12 protein-coding genes are annotated in these 18,074 nt (G+C 35.4%); 10 read left to right on the forward strand and 2 right to left on the reverse strand.

Features of this window, described 5'->3' with window-relative positions:
- Positions 1-172: 172 nt before the first annotated feature.
- From guaC to ACEPXD_RS04250, 7 genes are all read left to right on the forward strand, one after another.
- Complete coding sequence (guaC, locus tag ACEPXD_RS04220) at positions 173-1,156, forward strand: GMP reductase (RefSeq protein ID WP_391120241.1); 984 nt, start codon at positions 173-175, stop codon at positions 1,154-1,156.
- Positions 1,157-1,473: 317 nt separating this feature from the next.
- Positions 1,474-1,896 carry a VOC family protein gene (locus tag ACEPXD_RS04225; RefSeq protein WP_391120243.1) on the forward strand — a complete coding sequence of 141 codons (423 nt, stop codon included), beginning with the start codon at positions 1,474-1,476 and terminating at the stop codon, positions 1,894-1,896.
- A 175-nt stretch (positions 1,897-2,071) separates the two neighbouring features.
- A complete protein-coding gene (locus ACEPXD_RS04230; RefSeq protein ID WP_391120244.1) occupies positions 2,072-3,226 on the forward strand; it encodes an aminotransferase class I/II-fold pyridoxal phosphate-dependent enzyme in 1,155 nt (384 codons plus the stop codon).
- A 65-nt stretch (positions 3,227-3,291) separates the two neighbouring features.
- Entirely contained in the window at positions 3,292-3,906 is a 615-nt protein-coding gene (locus ACEPXD_RS04235; protein ID WP_391122991.1) for a pyroglutamyl-peptidase I, read from the forward strand.
- Positions 3,896-4,639 carry a 5-oxoprolinase subunit PxpB gene (gene pxpB / locus ACEPXD_RS04240; protein ID WP_391120246.1) on the forward strand — a complete coding sequence of 248 codons (744 nt, stop codon included), beginning with the start codon at positions 3,896-3,898 and terminating at the stop codon, positions 4,637-4,639. Before ACEPXD_RS04235 ends, pxpB begins: the two co-directional genes overlap by 11 nt.
- A complete protein-coding gene (locus ACEPXD_RS04245) occupies positions 4,636-5,397 on the forward strand; it encodes a LamB/YcsF family protein (RefSeq protein WP_391120248.1) in 762 nt (253 codons plus the stop codon). Before pxpB ends, ACEPXD_RS04245 begins: the two co-directional genes overlap by 4 nt.
- Positions 5,397-6,254 (forward strand): biotin-dependent carboxyltransferase family protein, encoded by an 858-nt coding sequence (locus tag ACEPXD_RS04250; RefSeq protein ID WP_391120250.1) that lies wholly within the window; start codon positions 5,397-5,399, stop codon positions 6,252-6,254. The genes ACEPXD_RS04245 and ACEPXD_RS04250 overlap by 1 nt, the downstream gene beginning before the upstream one ends.
- Positions 6,255-6,570: 316 nt before the next feature.
- Here the strand turns inward: ACEPXD_RS04250 and ACEPXD_RS04255 are convergent, their stop codons facing one another.
- Positions 6,571-7,479: an LCP family protein gene (locus tag ACEPXD_RS04255; RefSeq protein WP_391120252.1), complete on the reverse strand. Its 909-nt coding sequence runs from the start codon at positions 7,477-7,479 to the stop codon at positions 6,571-6,573.
- A gap of 270 nt (positions 7,480-7,749) precedes the next feature.
- Here ACEPXD_RS04255 and ACEPXD_RS04260 point away from each other — a divergent pair, with 270 nt between their 5' ends.
- Positions 7,750-9,702 (forward strand): hypothetical protein, encoded by a 1,953-nt coding sequence (locus tag ACEPXD_RS04260; protein WP_391120254.1) that lies wholly within the window; start codon positions 7,750-7,752, stop codon positions 9,700-9,702.
- A gap of 1,006 nt (positions 9,703-10,708) precedes the next feature.
- Here the strand turns inward: ACEPXD_RS04260 and secA are convergent.
- Positions 10,709-13,075 carry a preprotein translocase subunit SecA gene (gene secA / locus ACEPXD_RS04265; protein ID WP_391120256.1) on the reverse strand — a complete coding sequence of 789 codons (2,367 nt, stop codon included), beginning with the start codon at positions 13,073-13,075 and terminating at the stop codon, positions 10,709-10,711.
- Between the two features lie 164 nt (positions 13,076-13,239).
- Here secA and ACEPXD_RS04270 point away from each other — a divergent pair, with 164 nt between their 5' ends.
- A complete protein-coding gene (locus ACEPXD_RS04270) occupies positions 13,240-15,465 on the forward strand; it encodes a hypothetical protein (RefSeq protein ID WP_391120258.1) in 2,226 nt (741 codons plus the stop codon).
- Between the two features lie 36 nt (positions 15,466-15,501).
- The gene (locus ACEPXD_RS04275; protein ID WP_391120260.1) at positions 15,502-18,006 is read left to right on the forward strand and encodes a phosphodiester glycosidase family protein; all 2,505 of its coding nucleotides are present in this window, start codon (positions 15,502-15,504) and stop codon (positions 18,004-18,006) included.
- Positions 18,007-18,074: the final 68 nt, after the last annotated feature.

The following is an 18,074-nucleotide window of genomic DNA, read 5'->3' on the forward strand; positions in this document are numbered from 1 at the left end:
TTTAATGCTTTTTTACGATGACTTTACCACATAATATGAATGATAAAACGGTATGAAATCATAATAATCTTATCTAAAACCTTTGACATTCGCATGGAAATGATGTAAATTATCCAAGGACGAACATTTAGTTTAACTTTAGTTTTATTATTCGTATTTAGGAGTGTTAGTGATGGAAAATGCATTTGATTATGAAGATATTCAATTAATTCCGGCAAAGTGTATTGTAAATAGCCGATCAGAATGTGATACAACTACAACTTTAGGTGGGCATACGTTTAAGTTGCCAGTAGTACCAGCAAATATGCAAACAATTATAGATGATAAAATTGCAAACTACTTAGCAGAAAATGGTTATTTCTATATTATGCATCGTTTTGAACCAGAGAAGCGAGTAACTTTTATTAAAGATATGCAATCTCGTGGATTAATCGCATCCATTAGTGTAGGTGTCAAAGATGAGGAATATACATTTATACAGCAATTAGCAGTAGAACAACTTATACCTGAATTCATTACGATTGATATAGCACATGGTCATTCAAATGCAGTAATCGAAATGATTAAGCATATTAAGAATCACTTACCGAAAAGTTTTGTTATTGCTGGAAATGTTGGAACGCCAGAAGCAGTGAGAGAATTAGAAAATGCTGGAGCGGATGCGACAAAAGTTGGTATTGGACCCGGTAAAGTATGTATAACAAAGATTAAAACTGGATTTGGTACGGGTGGTTGGCAATTAGCTGCATTACGTTGGTGCGCAAAAGCAGCAAGTAAGCCGATAATCGCTGACGGAGGAATTCGTACGCATGGTGATATAGCTAAATCTGTGCGATTTGGAGCATCGATGGTCATGATCGGTTCTTTATTTGCAGGTCACGAAGAATCACCAGGAATGACTGTTGAAAAAGATGGTAAACTATTTAAAGAATACTTCGGTTCCGCTTCAGAATTCCAAAAAGGTGAAAAGAAGAATGTAGAAGGCAAAAAAATGTTTGTTGAGTACAAAGGACCGCTAGAAGATACATTAAGAGAGATGGAACAAGATCTTCAATCGTCTATTTCTTATGCAGGTGGCAATAAATTAGAAGCAATCCGAAATGTAGATTATGTAGTCGTGAAGAATTCAATCTTTAATGGCGATAAAGTATACTAAAAAAAATGGAGCTTTCCCATCAAGTTGACTTATGGGATAGCTCCATTTTTTTGTAGAAAATTAAATCGGTCTCGGTTTTCTGATTTTGGTTGCGGGTTTGAAGAACTTGGTCTCGGTTTTGCGAAACTTGGTTGTGACCTGGGCCAAATTGGTCTCGACTTCGTGAATTTGGTCTCAAAGTGCCATTAATTGTAAGTAGTTATAAAATAATTGAACAGAAATGCCTAAAAATGAGTTATGTTTAGCGTGTTAAATGGTACAATATTGTTGACATTCATTATTGAATGAATAATGCGATAAAAAGAGGAGTGTTTCAAATGGCAGTTAATGTATATCTTAATTTTAATGGGAATTGTCGCGATGCTGCAGAGTTTTATGCAGAGGTTTTTAAGATCGAAAAACCACAAATTATGACTTTCGGTGAAGCGCCACCAAGTCCAGATTACGTATTACCAGAGGAAGCGAAAGATTTAGTAATGCACACTCGACTTAACATTGGTGGAAGCAACATAATGTTTTCAGATGTTTTTCCAGGATCACCTTTTATTGAAGGTAATAATGTTACCCTAGCATTCGTTAGTGCAGATGAAAATGAAATTAGATCTATTTTTGAAGCGCTAAGAGTAGGCGGTAAAGTAGGAGCGGATCTACAAGAAACATTTTTTAGCAAATGTTATGGAAATCTTAAAGATAGATTTGGTATTGAATGGCAAGTAACTGTAGAAACTGACCAAATGTAACAATAAAAAATGGCTATACAACATTTAACTTTGTTGTATAGCCATTTTTTAGTTATTTTTTTATTATTCTAACAATTATCATTTACAAGCCATTCCCTGTTATATATCATAATCGTAAGCAGTATATTATCAATTGAGAGCGTTATATATAATAGAGGAAGAAGGATGGCTTGAAATGTCTCTAAATTTGAATCCAAGAGCTAAAGTGTTAAAAGTACCAGGTATTCGTCAGTTTTCTAATCAGTTAGTTCATTTTCCGGATGCGATCAATTTAACAATTGGACAACCGGATTTTCCGACACCTCAAGTAGTGAAAAATGCTGGAATACGAGCAATAGAACAAAACTTAACAGGGTACTCACACAATGCTGGATTGCTTGAACTAAGAGAAGCTGTTAACACCTTTTTCACGAAAAAATATGGCTTTTCCTATGATCCACAGAACGAAATTATCATTACAAATGGGGCAAGTGAAGCAATTGATACTGTCTTTCGCACAATATTAGAAGAAGGTGACGAGGTCATATTACCTGCTCCTTGCTATTCAGGATATGAACCTATCATTCACTTTTGCGGGGCTAAGATTATCTATTTAGATACGACGGAAACAAATTTTCAACCATCAGCGGAAAAACTGGCAGAGCTTATTACTGAAAAAACAAAGGCAGTATTCTTTAATTATCCATCCAACCCAACAGGAGTCGTTTTGACGCAAGAAACTGTGGATCAACTTGTAAATGTATTAATAGAGAAAGATGTATATATTTTAACAGATGAAATTTATAGTGAAAATACTTTTTCAGGGACACATACTTCATTTGCAGCTTATCCAGCATTAAGAAATAAATTATTTTATATCCATGGCCTATCCAAATCACATTCGATGACTGGATGGCGCATAGGGTTTTTAATGGGACCATCAGAAGTCATGGAGCAAGTCGTTAAAGTACATGCATTTAATACCATTTGTGCTTCTGTACCCGGCCAATATGCAGCGATTGAGGCGCTAATAAACTCAAAAGATACACCTAGCGAAATGAATGTAGAGTATATAAAAAGACGTGACTATGTTTTCAATCGTTTGACTGCAATGGGACTAACCGCGGAAAAGCCGAATGGGGCATTTTACATTTTTCCTTCTATTCAAAGGTTTGGCATTAACTCGTTTGATTTTGCAACAAGGCTTTTGCATGAAGGTGGGGTTGCAGTAGTTCCTGGTAGTGTATTTACACCTTTTGGAGAAGGATATATTAGAATTTCGTATGCTTATTCAATGGAAGTATTAGAAGAGGGGTTAAAAAGATTAGAACAATTTATCCAGAAGTACTAAACTAAATGGAGAATTATTAAAAAATATCGAATACGTCCAATAATTTTACAAACGGAGGAGAAATGATGAAAAAACTGTTGTTAACAGGATTTGAACCTTTTTTACATTACACTGTAAATCCTACAATGAAAATTGTCGAGGAATTAGATGGTTTGATTATTGGAGATTATCAAATTATTGGAAAAATAATGTCGGTAGATTTTAAAGCCTCTGGAAAACAATTATTAAAATACTTGGAAGAAATACAACCAGATGTACATATTTCGCTAGGATTAGCTGCAGGAAGATATAAAATAACACCGGAACGTATTGCGATTAATTTTAAAGATGGAGATGTAGATAATGAGGGAAATAAACCAGTAGATGAATTAATACAAGAAGCTGGTGAACCAGGATATTTATCTACATTACCAATTCGTAAAATGGTGAATAAGCTTATTGACAACGGACTACCTGCAGAGATTTCCAATAGTGCTGGTACTTATTTATGCAACAATGTGATGTATGAAGGTCTGCACTACGCAAAAATAACAAATAGCAAAATGCTTTCTGGTTTTATTCATATTCCTGCTTCTCATGAGCTTGCTATTCAACATGATAAAATTCCAAGCTGGTCGCACGAGGACTTGAAGAAAAGTATTATAACGTGTATTGAAGTATTAGAAGAATATGAAAAATAATATGCCTGAAGTGTGGAGAACAGGTGAGAGAACACTTCGATTTAGTTTTGGAGAAGTGATTAGTTCGGAAGTTTACCAATCTGTTCACTCATTCTCTGATTTTTTAATTTCCGAGTGGAATCATTACTTGGAAGAAGTAGTCCCTAGCTATCATACTGTTACAGCATTTTTTAAAAAGTCATCCATCTTTGATACAATAAGAATCGAAGAGGTTCTTGAAAAATGGAAAAGTTATAAAAGAGATAGTACTCATTCCCTAACTAGAAAGATTACTATTCCAGTGTGTTATAAGGAGCCATATAGTGAAGACATGGAAAGAATCGAGCAATTAATCGGTCGATCAAAAGAGGAAATCATCCATTTACATTCAGAGAAAATATATACTATCTATATGATTGGTTTTTTACCTGGATTTCCGTACTTAGGTGATTTAAATCCTACCTTGTTTGTCCCTAGACTTGATAAACCGAGAGTAAAAGTTCCAAAGAGTGCGGTTGGTATTGGTGGAAGTCAAACTGGTATTTATCCAATTGAATCACCCGGTGGATGGAATATTATCGGGAGAACCCCTTTAGAAATATTTTCATTAGAACGGGAGAATCCCTTTTTCTTAAAAGTTGGTGATCAGTTGAAATTTTCGCCAATCAGTAATGAGGAATATTCAGACATTGAGTGGGAAATGAAAAATGATGCGAAAGCAATTCATCGATTCATAGAGGAAGTGGGTATATGAGAATTGATTTAAATGCAGATGTTGGAGAAAGCTTTGGTCACTATATTCTTGGAGAAGATCAAGCGCTTTTTAAAGTAATTACTTCAGCAAATATCGCTTGTGGATTTCATGCAGGTGATTTTACAGTAATGAATAAAACAGTAAAGGCTGCAAAAGAGAATCACCTTTCTGTAGGTGCTCATCCTGGCTTTCCCGATATACAAGGATTCGGTAGAAGAAATATAAGTATGAGCGAAGCTGAAGTGTATGAAATGGTTGTATATCAAATAGGTGCATTGCAAGCATTTTGTCATATTCACCAAGTGGCACTTTCACATGTAAAACCACATGGCGCTCTGTATAATATATCTGCTGATGATGCAACTATTGCAAGAGCAATTGCGCAGGCAGTAATTGATATTGCTCCGAACGCAATTCTGTTCGGACTTTGTAATAGTCAATTGATAGAGGCAGGAAATAATATCGGTCTAAAAACTGCTGGAGAGGCATTTGCTGACCGAAAATATGATGATACAGGTCGTCTAGTTCATCGAAGTCATCCAAATGCAGTACTTACTCATTTTGATGACATTGAGAAGCAAGTGGAAAACATCGTGATGAACAAACAAGTAGAGACTAGTAGTGGAAAAATGATTGAAATAGAAGCGGATACACTTTGCTTTCATGGTGATGGAAAAAATGTAGTGGAAATCGTCCAAAAAACACGAAAAATACTAGAAGCAAAAAATGTTAAGGTTGCTCCTTTGGAGATGGTTTAATGAAGGAATTATTTCGCGTGTGTAAAGAAGCTGTTTATGCTTCTTTGCAAGATGAAGGTAGAATAGGATATCGTGCATTTGGAATGCCTACAGCAGGTCCTATGGATGCTCAAGCTTTCCGTTTAGGAAATAAAATCATCGGGAATTTATCAGATGCTGCAGCGATTGAATTGTTTTTAGGAGGGCTTTCTCTAGTAGTATTAACGACACATACAATTGCAATTGGTGGAGCAGATCTCCATGCAGAAATAGACGGTATGAAAGCTCCTTTATGGAAGTCTATTATTGTTACTAAAGGTCAGATACTTTCCTTCATCAGACCACTACAAGGAAGTATAGCATATATTTTCGCTTTAGGTGGATTCGATTCTGCAACAACGATGGGAAGTAAATCAGCATATCCTAAAGCAGGTATTGGTGTCTCTTTAAAAAAAGGATCTGTTTTGTCGGTACCTAACTTACCACTACCAAAGTTACATCGAGGGTTAGTTGCATCAGAAATTCCTACATATAATCAAGAAGTGGAAGTTGAAGTTTGGCAAAGTCCACATCTATCCCTATTCGAAGAAAAAAGCATCCGCACTTTTTTTAATTCGGAGTATACATACAAAGGTGGAGACAGAATGGGCTACTATTTTAATGGACCGGAACTTCATTTTATGAATAAGAGTGACATTCTATCTGAGGCTACTCAGTTTGGAACAATTCAAGTTCCTTCAAATGGTCAACCAGTCATATTAATGGCAGATGCCCAAACAGTAGGAGGCTATGCAACGATAGGCAAAGTTGCTGATAAGGATTTGTGGAAAATAGCCCAATTAAGAAATGGCGGAAAGATAATGTTTAAAGAAATATAAATATAAAAGCAGAGGCTACCCAATAAGTCGAAAATTAGACTTGTTGAGTAGCCTTCTCCTGTTATAAAAAGGATTTATAAATTATGCGTACCATAAGATTAGTTACCACAAGATAGGTGCTTTCAATCATAATATGCATGCCGATTTTACCACGAACCGCAAGATCGGACTCTCCAATCGCAAGTTAGAGTATTCAATCCGCAACAAAGGTGCCCCAAATCGCAAGATGTAATGTGAGAATCGCAAAATAGCCTCCATTTTATGCAATATTTGATTTACACACAAGATAGAAAGGGTTACGCTCAGAGCTTCCCATTCACTCTAACTCCAAATGTTCCTTCATTTTTCTACTCACATTCTCCAATTCTTCTTCATCCATCAAGTAATACCAAATACGATCTATACGCTTACCTTCCCCTTTTTCAAAAGATAATGATTCTATTTCATTTAATGAACTTTTATAGCCTTTTTGTATATCCATTATTTGTTCAAAAGTCATATTAGTTCGGATATTTTGTTCGATGGATGATAAAAAATCTTTATATTTTAATAAATTATTAATAGAAGCTCCTTCTTGTAAAATGGCTTGTAGTACTTGTTTTTGTCTAGACTGTCTACCGAAATCTCCAAGTGGATCTTCCATTCTCATCCGGACGTAGGTTAATGCTTGTTCGCCGTCTAAATGAATGCTTCCTTCGTTAAACGTATAACCCCCTTCTTGAAAGGTAAAAGCATTTTCTACTGTCACTCCTCCCATGATATCGACGATCTCTAAAAAACTTTCCATATTTACTTGAATGACATAGTCAATTGGGATTTGCAGTAGATTTTCGACGGACAGTAAAGCCATATCAATTCCCCCAAAAGCATATGCGTGATTAATTTTATCTTTCGTGTCTTTCCCAATTATTTCGGTGTATGTGTCTCGTGGAATACTTATCATTTTCGTAGAGTTGGTAGAAGAATTAACGGTTAAAACAATAATTGTATCCGACCGCCCCTTGTCATCTTCTCTTTCGTCGACGCCAAGGAGAAGTAAGGAAAAAGGTTCTTTTTTGACTAATTCTACCTCTGTAGTCCGAAGTTCGGATACTTTTCGTACTTCAGGTTCATGAATTGTTTGAATAGTATTGGAAACATCGTTATAAAAGGTGTTTGCAATGACAGCGATTCCACCAATAAAAAAACAGGAAATAAGCGTAATCCAGACTATTTTCTTCGACATGAGGAACCTCGTTTCTTTTGTGGACAATGTATTGTTATTAGTATGAAATAAAAGATGTAATTATTATTAGACAGTATTGCAAGTATGCATTTTCGTGTAATTTATTAAACATGCATTTGGAAATGAAAAAGAGGTTTTACGCAGTTGCATTATTTCAGAGCCATTGTTCTTTAAATGCATTTTATTATTTATTGCAAGCTCTATTAATTCTCTATACATTTGATAAGATTGGATAAGGTATACATATAATGATGGAAAATGGAGGAAGTTATGAAGACGATTGGACAATATATTTCACGTATAGGACTACTATTTATATTTTTATTTGCTAGTTCGCATGTATCAGCAGCAACAAAAGGGGATATTGAAAAAGTTGAAACCCCATTTGTTCGGACCGTCGCGATGAGTGGGATAGCGGCTAATGTAAATGGTGTGCCTTATCAATATGTAATACTTCAAGGAGATCCAGCGGTTCTTGCTGTCTATAAGCTACCCTCAAAAGAATTGGTTGATAAAGTTAAATTACCAAATTCAACTGCTGTTTGGGCAATTATAGCGGATTCAAGTGGTCAAGCTTGGATTGGTGGAACGCCAACCGCAGCTTTATATAGTTATAATCCTGCTACGAAAAAATTAACAAACCATGGAACACCTGATAATAGTCATACATCCATTTTAGACTTAGAAGTAGTAGGTAATGCGATTTACGGAAGCACTGCTCCAAATGGCAAAGTGTTTAAATTTCAAAACGGAAAATTTACAACGCTTGGAGAAGTTACTGGGATTCAAAAAAATGCACGGAGTCTGGCTTTTCAGAATGGAAGTAACCGATTATTTGTTGGATCAGGTTCCAAAGCTTCTTTAATTGTTTGGGATTTAAAAACAAATAAAAAAACAGAAATTTTACCAGCAGCTTATAAAAATGAAAGTGATGTGTATGATTTAGATTTTGCACAAGGGCTTATTTTCGCAAAGCTTAGTCCGAGTAAAAAAATATTAGTATTTGAAGCTAATACGAATAAATTTATTAAAGAATTACCAGCTGGGTCTCGAGGGGTTTCTTCTGCCTTTCCATTGGATGGAAGTGTTTATTATTCTTACATGAAAAATTCATCAACTAGTTTGTATCGTTTTAATCCAAAAACGAGAGTTGCAGAAGATATGAAAGTTAATTTAGCAGGAACAGAGGCAGTTTCCTTAGATTTTGTTAAATTAACTTCAGGAGAAACAATATTAACTGGATTATTAGGTAATACGGGTACACATCTTTTATATAATGTATCCAACAATAATGTAGAAATTGCAAAATTGAATTTGCCTGAACAAAGTGTTCCTATTCATACAATTAGTGCAGACAATACTGGGAATATATTCACGAGTGGTTATGTTTCGGGACAGATATCTATATTTAACCCAATAACTACAGATAAAATACAAATTACAGGTATTGGACAAGTAGAGGGAATGACACCTTATAATGGAGGAATGTTTTTAGGAGTATATCCTGCAGGAGAAGTAATGTATTATCATCCGGTGACTAATCCATACGGAACTTCTATATTTTCGGTTGCTCAAATGGGACAACATAGACCAATTTCATTAGCAGTTGCACTCAATGAAAAGGTACTCGCAGTCGGGTCGCATCCAAAACAAGGAACTGTATCGGGGAGCTTAAGTTATTATAATTTGGATACGAAAAAAGTGTCACATCGGAAAGCGTTATTTCCAAATCAAAGTGTTGTTTCATTAACTTATTCTAATGGATACTTTTATGGAGGGACTTCTACATTCGCAAATAGTAAGTCAGAAGGTATAGGGACGGCGAAATTCTTTAGAATATCAGCTAAAAATATTAATGCTCAACCTGAAGAATTATCTTCGCCAATTGCAAAGCCAAGACTGATTTCAGCAATGATAACAGGCCCTGCTTCTACTATTTGGGGAGTAGCTGATGGTACCGTATTCGTTTACAATACAATTACAAAAAAATCTCAATCTATTTTAGTCATAAGTAGAACTAGTGGACAAATTCGAAACGGCTCACTTGTGGATGGAAAAGATGGATATATATATGGAACGATCGAGAATAAATTATTTCGTATTCATATGACATCATATAAATTAGAAATGTTAGGGAGTCAGCCTGCAAATGGAGTAGCATTAGGTACGGATGGGAATATCTATTTCACAACTGGTGGCGACATTTGGCGATATAGAAAGTAATGTAAAAAGTAATAGGCACTTTCGAAATGATTTGGACTGAACGGGCCCTATATTACTAGCATTCTTTTTGCTAATATAAGCAAGAAATGCATTGTTTATATTATAAAAGCTATTTTGGCTCGTCAGCGCAATATTATAGAATGCCCCTTAATCAGTTAACGCTAGGGTTTCCGCTTCAGGCGGACGCTTTCCAGGGGTCAAGCATCAAGCCGCTTCCTTCGCTACGCTTCGTGCAGGGTCTTGATTTGCTTGCAAATCCCCTAGGAGTCGCCGCCTTTCGCTCCAATCAACATAGCTTGCTAGTTAAAAAACGTAGCTACAGCAAAAGTATCCGCAACAAGGGATTGATGCTTTCAATCATAAGATGCATGCCGATTTTTTGCCGATCGCAAGATAGAACCCTTAAATCGCAAATTAGAGTATAAAAATCGCTTTAAAGGTGCTACTAATCGCAAGATGTAATGTGAGAATCGCCACCCCAATTTTGCGCAACATTACAAGGCGTGTGCGAAATATAGTAAGCATTACTCGCAACATAATGATGTATTTGTGCAATATATTGATAGGATGCATTTATAAGAGTCATCTCATGACAAGTAAGACCTTTATATTAAGACGTTTGTAGCGTTCACCATGTGATTTGTCTCGTTCAGTCATTTTATGGGTACTATTTTCAAGAAAATGCTACATAAAGTTGAATTTAGCGCGGCGGCTCGACGCTCGCCAGCGGAAAGCGAATGTAAGAGAGCGCTAAATCCTAGCGGTAAATGGTTAAAGCACACTTTATAAATACTACACATAAACCGTTTTATATATCGCTTAATAAAAACAGCGGAGTGTCCGATGCTGCGTCCTTGTCCAAAGCAAACTGGAAACGAACAAGTCTAAATGGAGATAATAATACTTTTCTTATTTTTTTCTGCAATAAAATAGTTAATCAACAAACGTGGTTAATCATAGACAAAAGGCCGGTACATAGGATAATATCCTTTGTACCGACCTTTTTTTATTGATCTTTCGCCGCATTTAGTTGTAGGTAGTATCGAATGACATCTCTAAAGAAGGAATGAAGCATCTCGTTGAATAAATGTAGTGCATCGAAAGAATATAGGCGATATGGATCTTCTTGTCCGTATCCGCGAATACTTATACCTTCTCTTAAATGATGAAGATTACCTAATTGTGTAATCCAAGATCTATCTAGTGTTTCCAAGTAAATGGCTTGAATATTATCCCACACTTCATCTTCCGTGCTTGTATTGTGTAAAATATCTAATACAATATTATAAACCTCTTCTAGAGATTTCGTTAATTGTTCTTTATTATCTATATTTAAAGATGAAAATTGACTTTGATCTTCAGAAGTTAAAGTAGTTATTATTTTCCTCTCATCAATAAGTTCTTTCAAAGTCGCCGAACTATCATTCTCATCTAGGTTCAACTCCGGAATATCTTCTACTAATCTATTGAATCTTTCTTGTACTGCATTTTCTAATAGTGATTGCATATTTTCCACTTTTAATGCTTTTTCACGGTAATTGTACATGACTTTTTGTTGATCATTATTAATGTCGTCCAGTTTCAATAAATGAGAGCGACTAGAGAAATGCATACCTTCAATTACATTTTGTACATTGTATACAAACTTCGTCGGATTTGGAGAAACAATTAAACCAGTTTCATCTGCTTTGGTTTTGCCTTTATATTTAGCGAATTCGTCTTCATCATAGTAATAGAAAAGCTCATCTTCCAATGAAATGATGAAATGTGAACTACCTGGATCTCCTTGACGACCTCCGCGACCGCGAAGTTGCATATCAATACGAGCACTACTATGAAGTTCAGTACCAATAATATGTAAGCCGCCAAGCTCTGCAACGCCTTCTCCTAAAATAATATCTGTTCCACGTCCTGCCATATTAGTAGCAAGCATAATACTATTCAATTGACCTGCATTTGAAATTACTTCAGCCTCATCTTCCACTGTTTTTGCATTTAGTATGGAATGTTCAATCCCGAGTTCAAGTAAATGAGATGAATATTTTTCGGACTGTTCAATAGAAGTAGTTCCTATTAATACGGGACGGCCAATCTCGTGATATTTTTGAATTTCTTCCACGATTTTTTTCATTTTTTCTTCAGCAGTTAAGTAAACAAGTGTTTCCATATCTACACGTTTATTTGGTTTATTCGTTGGAATTTCGGTTACTCTTAGATTATATGTTTCCCAAAATTCTTCACGAGAAGGAATGGCACTACCAGTCATTCCAGATACATGTTTATACAGTCTAAAATAATGTTGGATCATAACTGATGCTTGTGTATTGTTTTCTTCTTTAATCGAAACCTTTTCTTTTGCTTCTATTGCTTGGTGAAGCCCATCACTAAATGTGCGTCCTTCCATAATACGACCTGTATATGGATCCACAATCATGATCTTATCTTCTTTTACGATATAATCTACATCTTTACGCATCACTACTTTAGCTCGAAGTGTTTGCATCGCGATATGCATAAATTCACGGTGTTCAGTATCGTATACATTATCGATGCCAAAAGCAGCTTCTAGACGATCGGCACCATGATCCAATAACACAATTTGTTTTGTCTCCGGATAATAGTTATAGTCTTCATTATCTTGGAAAGAATCAACTACCATATGCATGATAGGAAATAGATTTAAACTTGCATTCGATTTTCCTGCAATGATTAAAGGAGTTCTTGCTTCGTCTATTAATATACTATCAACTTCATCGATTAAAGCGTAAAAAAGTGGTCTTTGAACAAGTTGGTCTTCATTTTGTACCATATGGTCTCTTAAATAATCAAATCCAAATTCAGTTCCTGTACCATAAGTAATATCGCAATTATATGCTTCTTGTTTTTCAGCGCTTTCCATTCCAGAAATATTTAAACCTACTGTTAATCCCAAGTATTCGAATAGAGGCTTCATTTCTTCAAAATCTCTACTTGCCAAATATTCATTAGCGGTAATAATATGTGTTCCCTTTCCAAATAAAGCCATTATATAGGCGGGAAGTGTTGCTACTAACGTTTTTCCTTCTCCAGTTTGCATTTGTGCAATTTGTGATTGTGTTAATACTGCACCACCCATTAACTGTGAGTCATAATGACGCTTTCCTAATATTCGTTTAGATGCTTCACGCACAACCGCGAATGCTTCCACAATCAGTTCTTCTTGTGAAATCCCATTGTTTAATTGTTCGCGAAAATTATTGGAATAAGCTTTAAGCTCTTTATCTGTTTTATTTATAAATGAATCTTCTATTGCATTTATTTTGGAAACTATTTTTTTTAGTTGTTTTAGTTCAATAACTTCGCCAGAAATCATTTTCTTTATAGAATGTAGCATATTCATTCTCCCTACTTTTAAATTCCAATTTCTATTATAGCATGAAATAATCTACCAAGCATTTTCTAGATTTATTGCTAATATTTCAATTATATTACAACAATAAGTTTTAAATGTTACCAATAGATGTTAATGTTAAAATAGATTTGAAAGGGGTTTTAGTTTTGAAGAAAATTTATATTCCAATGATTGTAGCAATGCTTGCAACACCAATAGGAAGTGTTGCAAATGCGGAAGAAGTAGCAAAATTACAAGATGGCGCCCAAAATGCAGAAGAAGTAGTAGAAGTAGAAGGAAATGTCGAAGAATGGTTAGAAGATGTAGTAGAAGCAGAGCCTGAAGAAGAAGTAAAATTAGAAGGTTATGAAAATCTAGGGTCATTAATTTTTAAAGCCTCTGCAATTTCTTCAAAAATAGCAGCAAATAAAAAAGGGGACTATTTTATTTATTACATCATGCATGGCTCTCCAGCTGCTTTAGTTGTAGTAAATTATCAAACGAAAGAAATAGTACATACTTTTACGTTAGAAGATTCTAAAAGTGCTTGGGGATTAGATGTAGATGAGAATGGAAAGCTTTGGGTTGGAGGGTCCGTTTCTAGTGTGCTTTACAGCTTCGACCCGAACACAGAGGTTTTTGAAAAGCATGGGAGTATCTTTTCCAATAAGAGTGATACGTCGATTCAGAATTTAATCGTTTCGGGTAAAAAAGTATATGCAGGATCAGCTTATGGAGGATCACTAGTAGCTTATAATCCAAAAACAAATGAAATTGAAGACTTTGGACAAATTCGTAAAAGAAAAGAATTTGTAAAAGCTATCGTAGCGGATGAAAAAACAGATGAGATATTTGTATCAATCGGATCATCGATGGATTTATTAGTAAAAAAACGCGGTACGAAAAATTTCACTTCCTTTTTGCCAGCAAAATATATGTCTGAGAAATACGCACAAGGTTTAATGTTAACAGATAATTATTTGGTGGCAAGATTATATCCATCAAACGTCGCAGTAATATTCGATAGGAAGACATTAAAAATAGTTGATGAATTAGAGTTGAATTCAAAAACAGTATCTACATTATCTCCTGATGGAAAATCTTTTTATTACACAAAAGCACAACAATTAGTAAGATACGATTTTGAAACAAAAGAGCATACTGAACTTGGAGTATTTTTACCAAAAGGTACGGAAGCAATTAATTTGGACTTCATCTTAAAAGGTACAAAAACAGTGGGAGAAACGGCGAAAACTGAGAATAAAGTCAAATCTTTAGTGAAGAATGCTTCTACTGATGGGGAATTTGTGTTAAAGCAACCTACTCTAGAAGAACCAATTATTGAAGAGAAACCAATGGAATGGGTACTTTCTGGGATGGTCGATAATTTAGGTCAATTATTCGAGTACAATCCACAAACGGAAGAAATAAAATATCTTCAATTTGATTTACCTGAACAGCCAGTTGAATTGTATACATTAGCATCTAGCTCAGATGGTACAAAAATCTTTGCCAATGGTTATATGTCAGGTGGGCTTGGTGTTTATGATGTTGAAACTGGAAGTAAAGAATTATATCGAAATATTAGTCAGATAGAGTCGATGTTTGATATTAATAACAAACTCTACATAGGTGCATATCCACTTGCTAGACTTCTAGTTTATGATCGTTCAAAACCATGGGATCTACTGAATCCAAAAGAAGCTATCCGAATGAGCCAATTTGGTCAAGAGAGAACAACAGCAGTTACACCTTTTAACAATGGGAAAGAAATTGTTTTTGGAACATTACCGGATGCAAGCGTTGGTGGTGGCGCTTTAGCCTTCTACAGTACAGAAACTGAGGAAATGGAAATATACGAAAATTATATTTATAACCAAAGTATTGTTTCGTTAGTAAGTAGAGGATCTGAAGTATTTGGCGGAACATCGATTCATGCAAATCAGCAAGTGAATCCAAGAGGAGCTAGACTATTCTATTTTGATAGAAGAAACCCGGAAGAAAAAAAATATATTCATCTACCATTTGATTCAAGTATGATTACAAGTTTAATAGTAGATAAAGGTACAAAGGTATGGGGAATGGCAGATGGAAAACTATTCGTTTATACAGATGAATGGACAGATGTTAGATATGTTGAGTTATTACCTCTAATCTCTGGCAGATTCCGTAATGCACAAATTGTTGAAGGTGAAGATGGTTATATTTACGGAAGTGTAGAAGGGAAGTTCTTTAGAGTAGCGAAAGATAATCTTGAAGTAGAATGGTTAAAAGATAAAGGGGTTTATGGGCTTGTAAAAGACATCAACGGAAACCTTTACTATTATGATGGAAGTAATTTATGGAAGTATACAATTGAACAAAACAGAGAGAAAAAACAAGCTGGGCAATAAAAGTGGCTCATGGAGATAAAGGAGAATATTAATTTAATGAAACAAAAACTGCTTTACTTTTTAATTCTTTTTGCAATTGTCACTGGTGCGCTATTTCAACCAAATCAAGCGGAGGCGCAAACAACGAATGTTTATTGGGACGGTATTTTAATGGTGCCTGGTCAAGTAGGTAAAATTAAAGTAATAAAGCCGATTAATCTATGGAAACGCACTTCGAACGGATTAGTTTTTGAAAGAGTTTTAAAAGTAGGCGAACAATATAGAGTGTATCGCTATGATGACCTATACGGTGGTCAATATGGACTTGGCGGTAATATGTATATTACTAAAATTGCTGGTTATGTAGAATATAAGACGCCGTCCAAAGCGAAATTAAACGAGCTTGCAAATGCACAAGGAACCACTTTGCCAGGAACAAATAACTCATCTCAGTTATTCCCTACTGAAACTACTCCAATTCTTACAGGTGGTAAAGTTTTGAGTCAAACAATTACTCAACTCGCTCCGGGAGTTCGGAAGAAATACTTCGATATAGATGGGGCAATTGGTGCTCAAAATCTATTTGTAATTGAATATGATGGTAAAACTGCTAATATCGAACTAAAAACAGAACTTGCAAAAGATCAATTAATTGGATTAGAAACAACATCTTCTCAAGCGAATAGCGTGGAACAAAGTGAGTCATATCATGTTGTTGCTGGAGTGAACGCTGATTATTTCGATAGCCAGGGGCAGCCTATCGATTTAATGATGATGGACGGATTCATTGTGTCAACACCACAAACAGCTGTGAATGAATTAGCGGTTTTAGGTATTAAAGCAGATGGTAAAGCAATCATTGGAGCTCCTCAAGTAACGATGAATATTACTGTCAACGGGCAACAATCTTATGCTATTAATTCTGTTAATAGAAAAAGATTGGCAAATAATTTAGTCGTTTATACAAGAGATTATGCAGCATCCACAAATACAAATGAACTTGGTACAGAAGTAAGGGTAAAAGTGGAATCTGGCAAGTTGAATGGAAAAGAAACTTTAGTGGGAACTGTCATTGGAAATGTCACAGGTTCAGGAAATGCTACCTTAAACAAAAGTGAAATCATTTTATCTGGGCATAACTTAGCAAGTCAGTTTTTACAAAGTGTACAAGTTGGCGACAAAATAGAAATACAAACTAGCTTTTCGCCAGCGGAATGGAATGATGTGCGTGAAGCAGTAAGTGGACGTTATCACTTGGTGAAAAATGGTGCAATACAAACGATTAATGTTGCAGGGGTTGCGCCTCGGACAGCGGTAGGTGTTAAAAAAGATGGAAGCATCTTTACTGCAGTTATCGACGGAAGATCAAACGATAGTAAAGGATTAACTTTACAAAATACTGCTAAACTAATGAAAGATTTAGGGGCAAACTATGCGATGACATTCGACGGAGGGGGTTCTTCAACGGTTGTTACTAGAGAACTAGGTGATAGTAAAGTTACTGTGCAAAACACCCCTTCTGATGGATTTGAACGATCGGTTTCTAACTCACTATTATTCATCAGTACTTATAAAACTAGTGCGTTAGCTACAATCGCACCAAAATCTGCTGTCTTAGAACTATTCCAAGGAGCTACTTACACAAATTTATCCGTTCCTGTTAAAGGGATCGATTCCTATATGAATCCAGTAGCTGTGTCAGGGAACGGAACTGTAACTTCTTCCGCATTAACGACAAATGGAGGCAAACAAGTTGTTTCCGCTGCTCCAGGAGCATATACAGGAGTGGTAACGTATAGTGGAAAAACAACGAATATCCAAATAAAAGTTACAAATACTTTAGATAGTATTGTACCTTCAGAGACCTATTTGCAAGTACAAAAAGGGCAAACGATCCAACTTTCTGCAAAAGGGATGAAAAATGGACAAGCTGTCTTGGAAGAAGCATCTGCATTTAATTGGACTTCTAATGCAGGTACAGTTCAAGGGAACGGTAAATTTACAGCACAAAATAAAGATGGTAGTGGAGTAATCACGGTGAATTACGGTTCGAACTCGCTCACTATCCCAGTAATTGTTGGAGAAATGGCTCCTATAATATTAGAATCTTTTAATAAAGGTATTTTTAATTATGAAGCAAAAGGTGATCGAGTAAAATCAGTATCGATTCAAGAAGTGACGAATGAGCGTGATGGAACAAAAGCGATTAAACTCGTGTACGACTTTACGAATACAGCAGGGACATCTGGGGCATACGTAAGTGCCAAGACGAATTTAACTATCAGTACCCCTCCGAAAAAGATTGGAATGTGGGTAAAAGGTGATGGAAATGGAAATTGGTTAAGAGCACAGTTAGTAGATGCGACAGGAAAAGTAATACTGCTTGATTTTGATAAAAATTTAAATTGGACGGGCTGGAAGTTTGTTGAGGCGACGGTACCAACTGGATTATCATACCCACTTAAGATGGATCTACCAATTCGTTATATGCAAACTGAAGACGTCAATAAAACAAAAGGAGAAATAATTATCGACGATATCCAAGCAATTTATAAAGATTAATTGTAAGTAAAAAGGTCTATTTATTGCAGTGACTTTGGATATGTGCTAACGTAATTGGTAAGGATTTA

The sequence above is a fragment of the Psychrobacillus sp. L3 genome (assembly GCF_042945595.1).
Taxonomy (GTDB): domain Bacteria; phylum Bacillota; class Bacilli; order Bacillales_A; family Planococcaceae; genus Psychrobacillus.

Excerpts from the sequence above, each read along its gene's own strand:
- ACEPXD_RS04245 (WP_391120248.1), top strand. The coding sequence starts at position 4,636 with ATGAGAATTGATTTAAATGCAGATGTTGGAGAAAGCTTTGGTCACTAT.
- pxpB (WP_391120246.1), top strand. The coding sequence starts at position 3,896 with ATGAAAAATAATATGCCTGAAGTGTGGAGAACAGGTGAGAGAACACTT.
- ACEPXD_RS04250 (WP_391120250.1), top strand. The coding sequence starts at position 5,397 with ATGAAGGAATTATTTCGCGTGTGTAAAGAAGCTGTTTATGCTTCTTTG.
- ACEPXD_RS04235 (WP_391122991.1), top strand. The coding sequence starts at position 3,292 with ATGAAAAAACTGTTGTTAACAGGATTTGAACCTTTTTTACATTACACT.
- ACEPXD_RS04230 (WP_391120244.1), top strand. The coding sequence starts at position 2,072 with ATGTCTCTAAATTTGAATCCAAGAGCTAAAGTGTTAAAAGTACCAGGT.
- ACEPXD_RS04275 (WP_391120260.1), top strand. The coding sequence starts at position 15,502 with ATGAAACAAAAACTGCTTTACTTTTTAATTCTTTTTGCAATTGTCACT.
- ACEPXD_RS04260 (WP_391120254.1), top strand. The coding sequence starts at position 7,750 with ATGAAGACGATTGGACAATATATTTCACGTATAGGACTACTATTTATA.
- ACEPXD_RS04225 (WP_391120243.1), top strand. The coding sequence starts at position 1,474 with ATGGCAGTTAATGTATATCTTAATTTTAATGGGAATTGTCGCGATGCT.
- guaC (WP_391120241.1), top strand. The coding sequence starts at position 173 with ATGGAAAATGCATTTGATTATGAAGATATTCAATTAATTCCGGCAAAG.
- secA (WP_391120256.1), bottom strand. The coding sequence starts at position 13,075 with ATGCTACATTCTATAAAGAAAATGATTTCTGGCGAAGTTATTGAACTA.
- ACEPXD_RS04255 (WP_391120252.1), bottom strand. The coding sequence starts at position 7,479 with ATGTCGAAGAAAATAGTCTGGATTACGCTTATTTCCTGTTTTTTTATT.